The 300-nt window shown below is 39.7% G+C and carries 1 pseudogene; it reads right to left on the bottom strand.

What is annotated here, in order from left to right:
• A pseudogene (locus tag ACFINZ_RS11360) lies at positions 1–223 on the bottom strand (adenosylhomocysteinase); the annotation flags it as partial.
• Positions 224–300: the final 77 nt, after the last annotated feature.

Raw genomic sequence — 300 nt, forward strand, 5'->3', positions numbered from 1 at the left:
ACCGGACATTGGCTCCAATTGCTTTGAGCGTTTCAATCAAAACAGCTGTTTGAATGGTCATGTGCAATGAACCAGAAATACGTGCTCCGCGCAAAGGTTGGCTGGAAGAAAATTCCTCACGACAAGCCATCAAACCGGGCATTTCCGTTTCAGCAATATCCAGTTCTTTACGACCATAAGCAGCAAGTGCGATATCTTTGACAACATAATCTTGAGCTGTCATTCTTTATTCCTTCAAAATTAATTTTTGCAAAACGGTAGGAGAAATTAAAAAAAAATGCAAGTTAATAGGAACACTTC

Origin of the sequence: Bartonella sp. AA81SXKL, from assembly GCF_042196945.1 — a bacterium.
Taxonomy (GTDB): Bacteria; Pseudomonadota; Alphaproteobacteria; order Rhizobiales; family Rhizobiaceae; genus Bartonella.